Annotated in this window: 7 protein-coding genes; 5 read left to right on the forward strand and 2 right to left on the reverse strand. The window is 38.3% G+C overall.

Annotated elements, in window-relative coordinates:
• Positions 1–24: 24 nt before the first annotated feature.
• Positions 25–1,176, reverse strand: coding sequence for a LysM peptidoglycan-binding domain-containing protein (locus ACG94X_RS16025; RefSeq protein ID WP_419384691.1), 1,152 nt, complete (start codon positions 1,174–1,176; stop codon positions 25–27).
• A gap of 123 nt (positions 1,177–1,299) precedes the next feature.
• Here ACG94X_RS16025 and def point away from each other — a divergent pair, with 123 nt between their 5' ends.
• The 4 genes from def (at position 1,300) to ACG94X_RS16045 (ending at position 4,912) form a co-directional block, all read left to right on the forward strand.
• Positions 1,300–1,830 carry a peptide deformylase gene (def, locus tag ACG94X_RS16030; RefSeq protein ID WP_419384692.1) on the forward strand — a complete coding sequence of 177 codons (531 nt, stop codon included), beginning with the start codon at positions 1,300–1,302 and terminating at the stop codon, positions 1,828–1,830.
• Between the two features lie 105 nt (positions 1,831–1,935).
• Positions 1,936–2,448, forward strand: a complete 513-nt coding sequence (locus ACG94X_RS16035) for a DUF2946 family protein (RefSeq protein WP_419384693.1) — start codon at positions 1,936–1,938, stop codon at positions 2,446–2,448.
• 84 nt (positions 2,449–2,532) lie between these two features.
• Positions 2,533–4,614: a TonB-dependent copper receptor gene (locus tag ACG94X_RS16040; protein WP_419384694.1), complete on the forward strand. Its 2,082-nt coding sequence runs from the start codon at positions 2,533–2,535 to the stop codon at positions 4,612–4,614.
• Between the two features lie 43 nt (positions 4,615–4,657).
• Entirely contained in the window at positions 4,658–4,912 is a 255-nt protein-coding gene (locus ACG94X_RS16045) for a DUF4199 domain-containing protein (protein ID WP_419384695.1), read from the forward strand.
• 77 nt (positions 4,913–4,989) lie between these two features.
• Here ACG94X_RS16045 and ACG94X_RS16050 read toward each other — a convergent pair whose 3' ends face one another.
• Entirely contained in the window at positions 4,990–6,195 is a 1,206-nt protein-coding gene (locus ACG94X_RS16050) for an oxygenase MpaB family protein (RefSeq protein WP_419384696.1), read from the reverse strand.
• Between the two features lie 83 nt (positions 6,196–6,278).
• Between ACG94X_RS16050 and ACG94X_RS16055 the strand changes: the two genes are divergently transcribed.
• Positions 6,279–6,878 (forward strand): TetR/AcrR family transcriptional regulator, encoded by a 600-nt coding sequence (locus ACG94X_RS16055; RefSeq protein ID WP_419384697.1) that lies wholly within the window; start codon positions 6,279–6,281, stop codon positions 6,876–6,878.
• Positions 6,879–7,067 lie beyond the last annotated feature (189 nt).

Raw genomic sequence — 7,067 nt, forward strand, 5'->3', positions numbered from 1 at the left:
CCACAATTTTATACAGTGAATATTTTAATTATCTGCAAGCGCTGTTGGTTTAATTTCAGCACCCAGTTTAATAGGCAAGCTACTGTCTAAAATATACGCATAGCTCAAATGATCAAAGCTCTTAAAGATCATCAGCGTACCAATTTTTTGACTTGGTAGTTTGATTGACTCTTTAGTTTTTGGATCACGAATAACTTCACCTTGTTGGTAAATGCTAAATACTTGTCCAGCTTTAGCGCCACTTAAGCTACCGCGGTCTATGGTCACTACGCCATGTTGAGCTGCTGTCCCAATTGAGCCTTGCACACGAACAACTTTGCCACCGTCAGTTACATCAGTGGTGGTGGTTGGGTAGAATAAACTCGGTAATTCAGCATCATAACGAGGTAATACATAATCACCACGACGAACTTCAGCATTATAGCTATCTGTGAGTTCTAGGGTGGTAATATCATTTTCATCTGCTGTGGCAAGTGCTGAAGCCACTTCAGTGAGTTCAATACCTGCATTGATTTTTTGACCTTCTGCATTAACAAAAGTATACGGTTGAGCTTCGCGATATACGCCATAACGCTGACCAACCACTAAACCATTACCACGTGCATATACCGTTTGACCTGCGCCAGTAACGACACGGTTATCTGCTGCGCCAATGGTATAAGGAATATTTTGTAAAGATTCAGGGTTGATCACAATACTGTGTTCTAACCATTGTTGAATATCTGACAATGGAATGACAGAAATTGCGCTATTGATAGATTCAACACGGACTTGAGGACGTAAAGATGTTCCGCCTTGATGACGACGAATAATACCTTCACAGCCATCTCCCTCATCGACCCCAATAAGTGGACGACCTTCTAAGGTACAAAGTAGCAGTTTATCGCCAGGGTAAATCCAATGCGGGTTTTTAACGTGTTTATTGCTCGCCCAAATTTCAGGCCAGCGCCAAGGTTTGTTTAAAAATTTACCTGCAATATCCCATAAAGTGTCGCCACGTTTGACAACATAGACATAGGGTGCACTTGTTTTGAGTGCAGGAGGATTAGCGTTTGGACTTGCATGTGTTACATCCATGTAAGTGAATCCTGCACTTAAACATAGTGTTACAGCAAGTAATTGTTTCTTGAACCCCTTGGCATGAAAGTTCGTTATGCCAGTTAAAACCTTTTTCATTATCATAATTCCTAAAATTATGTATCTATATGCGTTATAATACGCATATTACACGCATTTTTTTAATGAAGCATATTCTTCATTTAGTTTTAAGATCAATGGCATAGCAAGTGAGGGTACAGTATGGCCTTATTAAATATTCTAAGTTTTCCTGATCCCCGTTTACGCACCATTGCAAAACCTGTCGATACCGTAACCGATGAAATTCGTCAGTTAGCGGCAGACATGTTTGAAACAATGTATGAAGCGCCAGGCATTGGTCTGGCTGCGACACAAGTTGATCGTCACATTCAGCTCATCGTTATGGATTTGTCTGAAAATAAAGATCAACCGATGGTGTTCATTAACCCCAAAGTAACACCGCTCACAGAAGAAACAATGCCTTATGAAGAAGGCTGTTTATCTGTTCCTCAAATATACGATAAAGTTGAGCGTGCGTCACGTGTAAAAATCAATGCAATGGACTTAGAGGGTAAAGCTTTTGAGTTGGAGGCAGATGAGCTGCTTGCAGTTTGTATTCAACACGAAATGGATCACTTAAATGGCAAATTATTTGTCGATTATTTATCGCCATTAAAACGCCAACGCGCACGTGAAAAAGTTGAGAAAGCGGTACGTCAACGTGAAAAGCAAAATGTTGCTGTGAAACGTTAATTTGTATTGCTAATATTCTGAATTTATGCGGTTTTTAAATTCAAATAGAAGATAAAACCCAATTTTGATTGGGTTTTGTTATACTCAGCCCCGTAAAATGTTGAGATGAACGTTTTGTTGAGAATAGGTTTACTGCTAGGTTTTAGCGCAGTATTTTTACAGGTCGCTGTTTTTTTACAGCCTTTATTACCGAAGCAATATCAAATTGCACCGGTCTGTGAAACTATTTCTCAAGTTTTGGTAGAGAGTCAGTTTTACCAAAAACATCAACACAGTACACACCATCAACATGACTCAAAAGATCACGGCTCTGAACATCAGCAGACAGGATATCTACATTCTCAATCTGCACCATTGGATCATGTGTCGCAAATCGCACATGTCGCATCCACGGATCACTCTGAATCTTCTTCGCATCATCACGATGCAGGTCACCAATGCCAATACTGTACAGTGTATGGCAACTTGGTTTTGCCCCCTGAGCTTGAAGTCAAAGCAGTACTAGACCGTATTCAAGTTCGTTTGGTTGCATTCCAAAAAACATTTCGTCATGTTTATTTTGTACTACAACGACTTTTTCTTATTCCCCAAGGGCGAGCGCCACCTCTTTCTGCATAAATCAAAACTTATTTTTAGGGTCTTTTATCAAGCCCCTTACGCTGCTTTAGCCGCAGTTCATATTGATGATTTAAGAGAAAGAAAATGGCTCAACCACAGTTCTATTTACAGCCTTTAACGGCTGCGATTTGTGTTGCATGTTATTCAGCAACAACCTTTGCACAAACGCAGGATAATACTGCCCAACTTGCCCCAATTGTGGTGACTGCACAACTGAATAATACTGCTAATGGTCTGATTATTCATGCAGATCCAAAGCAACCGATTCAGCCTATTCCTGCAAGTGATGGCGCAGATTATTTACAAAGCATTGCAGGTTTTAGTTCAATTAAAAATGGTGGAACCAATGGCGATGTGACCTTCCGTGGCATGTTTGGTTCACGTATAAAAATCCTGACAGATGGCACAGAAAACCTCGGTGCTTGTCCTGTACGTATGGATGCACCAACGTCTTATGTACAGCCTGAAAGTTTTGATCGTATAACTGTCGTGAAAGGCCCTCAAACGGTTCAATATGCCAATACTGGATCTGCAGCAACCGTCATTTTCGAACGTCTAAAACCTGAATTATCGAAAGATAAAAACTATTTAGGGCAAGCTAGTGTCTTAGTCGGTTCTTTTGGGCGTTTGGATCATAATCTTGAAGCGGTTGCAGGTGATGAGAAAAAATATATCCGCTTGAATGCCAATCGTTCGGAGTCAAATAGTTATAAAGATGGTGATGGCAATAAAGTTCCATCGGCTTGGGAGCGTTGGAACACAGATTTAGCATTCGGTTGGACACCGAATGAGGATACGTGGATTGAACTCACGGGTGGAAAGTCAGATGGTGAGGCTTTATATGCAGGTCGTGATATGGATGGTTCACAGTTTGCTCGTGAAAGTCTAGGTTTACGTGTTGAAAAGAAAAATTTAACCTCTGTGATTAAAAAACTCGAAGGGCAGGTAAATTATAGTTATAACGATCATGTGATGGATAATTTTCGTTTGCGTACACCTCCATTAGAAAAAATGAAGCATGGTGACATGACGATGTTGATGCCTAACCCTTCGGAAATGCAGGTTACTCGCCGTACTTTAAATACACGTCTTGCAATGACCAGTGAGTGGAACAAACTGAGTTTGATTACGGGTATCGATTCACAGCAAAACCATCATGCAGGCAGTATGAAGTCATTGATGATGGATATGCCGTTGTCTACCAATATGAAGTTCCACTCTTACGGAGCTTTTGGGGAAATGGCGTATCAATTTAATGATGATTATAAATTGGTCACTGGTGCACGATTAGATCAGGTTAAAATTGATGCTTTAAAGTTGAATGACGAGCGTAAAGAAACTTTACCGAGTGCTTTTATTCGTATAGAAAATCAACATCCTGAGCATAATGCAAAATCTTATGTTGGTTTAGGTTATGTAGAACGTGTTCCAGATTATTGGGAATTGTTCAGTACAGCACATGGCAATACAGGTATGTCTAAACCGGCATTTAATGATCTAAATACAGAAAAAACCTTGCAATTGGACATGGGTTATCAACATCAACACGGTGCTTTTAGCTCATGGGTTTCTGCGTATGCAGGATTGGTGAATGACTATATTCTGATGAGTTATCATAATCACCCAACAACAGGAATGGGTGGGCATGGCTCCGATCATGATCACGGTTCTTCATTCAGTGCAGGGGCAAAAAATGTCGATGTGGTGATTGCAGGTGCTGAAGCAGGTGTGGGTTATCAATTCACAGATGCGATTCAAGCAGATTTGAGTACCATGTATGCGTGGGGTGAGATTGATGATAATCATGATCCATTGCCACAAATTGCACCTTTGGAAGGTCGTTTTAACTTACGTTATGTACAAGATAAATATTCATTGGGTTTATTGTGGCGTGCCGTGGCAAAACAGGATCGTATTAACCTCAATAAAGGTAATATTGTTGGTTATGACATGGGCGAAAGCAAAGGTTTTACGACACTTGCATTAAATGCCACGTATAACATCCAAAACGATATTAGTCTTGCGATGGGTATCGATAATGTTTTGGATAAAACCTATACCGAGCATTTGAATAAAGCAGGCAGCTCAGGTTTCGGTTTTGCATCAACTGAACAATTCAACAATACAGGGCGCAATTATTGGGCTCGTATGAGTATGAAGTTTTAATTGATTGAAATACGTAAAATTTACAGAAATATGAGGATGTGTTATGAGCCAAGAGAGTAATAAGTTATCACCTGAAAAATCATTTTGGGGCTGGAAACTACTTATCATCTCAATCATTTTGAGTTGTATTTTTATGGGTATTTTTTATTTGGCAATGAATAATGAGCCAGATTATATGCCGAGCCAGAAAAACAAAATGATGCAACATAATGAAATGCCTGCGATGCAGGGTTCTGAGCATATGCCACATCAGCAAACAGCTTCTGAGCCGATGCCTTCACATCACACCAATCAATAGATCGTGAGTTGTATGTAAAAAGAAGGAAGTCATAATGGCTTCCTTCTTTTATTGCATATTTAACTTTTTAAATATTGTTAGTGCATTGTCGCTAAATTTTGGCTTTGTTCATTATATATTTCAAGTCCGATTTTCTGCATTTCACGACCATTTTTTAATAAAAAATCATCTAAAAATTTAAAGCGTCGAGCACCTGTATAAAGCAAAGCATTTTTTGCAAAAAGATAATAAGCAAACCAAGATGCAGATCGAGGTTTTAAACCTAACTTTTTCATTTGGCTGCGACCAATGAAAAACTGTGTAAGTTCAAGGTGTTGTCTATAGGCGATTTTCTGTTGGAGTGGACGAAAATAGCGATATTGTCGCTCAAAAGGCTCTTTAGATAAGCTTGAGCCGAGTGAAATACTACTTTCGTCTGCATTCGGATGGGTAAATCGCAGCCAATAAATGAGTTTCCAACCCTCAGATTCTTCATCAATTAACCATTTTTCATCAATACCCATTAACCAACCTGCATATTTCCAAAAGTGCAGAAAATTATCAACTTCCTGTTTTTTTGGGAAAATACCTAAGGCTCTAATTCCCAATAAAACCACACCACTAAAAGCAATATTTGTCATGGCTTGATCATACTGGTTAATTGCTGTTCCCCATGTTTCGGCATCCCATTTTTCAGATTTATTCAATTGGAAGCGAACTAAAGAATGAATAAAACGGACATATAGCGTCGATGTAAAGCCTGCATTAAAGCGTTCAAATGAATTGGGTTCTGTAATATCCATCCACCATTTATTGGTTTCTGCCAGTCTTTTACCTGCTTGTTTGTTCGATGCACCAGTCAAAATCAAAGGTTGATTAAAGCCTGGATATAAATAACCCGTCATTAATGCCAGATCACGTAAAACCAAACTATTATTTAAACCCAGGCGATAAGTGAACTGCAAAGAAGCATCAATTTTTTGTTGATTAAACCAACTTGGTTTTTGTTCGACTAAATTAAAAAACTCGGTCAGTTCAGGTATTTCATGCGGAAGTTGATCTAAACCTTTATACAGTGCTGTTTCAAAATATTTACGATGCTCTCGCGGGTTTTGCATCACCCATTGCATGACCTTATCCATGGGAATGTCGCCTGTTTGAAGTGATTCATTTAGCGATAAATATTCTTCATAGCTCGGCTGAATATAATCATTGGTCATATAACCTAGAATTTTTGCTTTTAAATCAGATTTCACCATTTGTTCAAATGGTGCTAAACGTTTTGGGGTGATTATCGTTTGCATCGAATTTAATTTCCGATTATTGTCTAGTTAAACTATAATATGAATATTTATTCGCATTCAATTCGCATTTAAAAGGTTGGATAATGAGAAAAAAACCGCAACAACAACGCGCCAAAATTATCGTAGAAAATATTTTAGAAGCTACACAGTTGTGTATTGTAGAATATGGTCTACAGCAAGTGACAACACCTAAAATTGCCGAAAAATCAGGTGTTAGTGTTGGGTCGATTTATCAATACTTCGAAAATAAAGATGAGATTGTCCAAGAACTATTAAGCCGTAAGAGTGAACAACTGGGTCTAGCACTCAAGCAAATAGCAATGTCACAGGAAGGATTAAACCTAGAAGAGATCGTACCTCTTAGTATTCAATTCGGTTTTGATATGATGAAGGCTGATGGTGGTTTCTTTATGGAGATCCTTAAAAGTTGGCACGGTTATAATAATTCAGAGGCAGCACAGATATTAGAAAAGCATTTTTATGAAGTGGGCCTATATGTATTTAGTCGTTTCTTTAAAGACTGGAGTTTTGAAATACTTAAGAATAAATCCTTTGTCATTATCAATAGTACATTATTCACCATGATGCGATATGTGAGTAATAATAACTTTCTGATTTCAGAACAACAGCTTAAAAAGGAATTAAGCCTCATGATTGTGGCATATCTACAACAACCAGAATAAAAGCATAAATTTTAATTAAAATAATAATCAATATAAAACAATGATTTATTGTTTTCTTGGTTTGAAATATAAACACCTGATTAATTAATTTAAAAAAAGGGGTTGTTCTGGAAATGAAATGCTGTAGAATGCACATCCATCGGCGGTGATGTTAAATGAAACTTCTGATAAATCAATAGCTTGGTTGGG

Source organism: Acinetobacter psychrotolerans (assembly GCF_048552595.1).
Taxonomy (GTDB): Bacteria; Pseudomonadota; Gammaproteobacteria; order Pseudomonadales; family Moraxellaceae; genus Acinetobacter.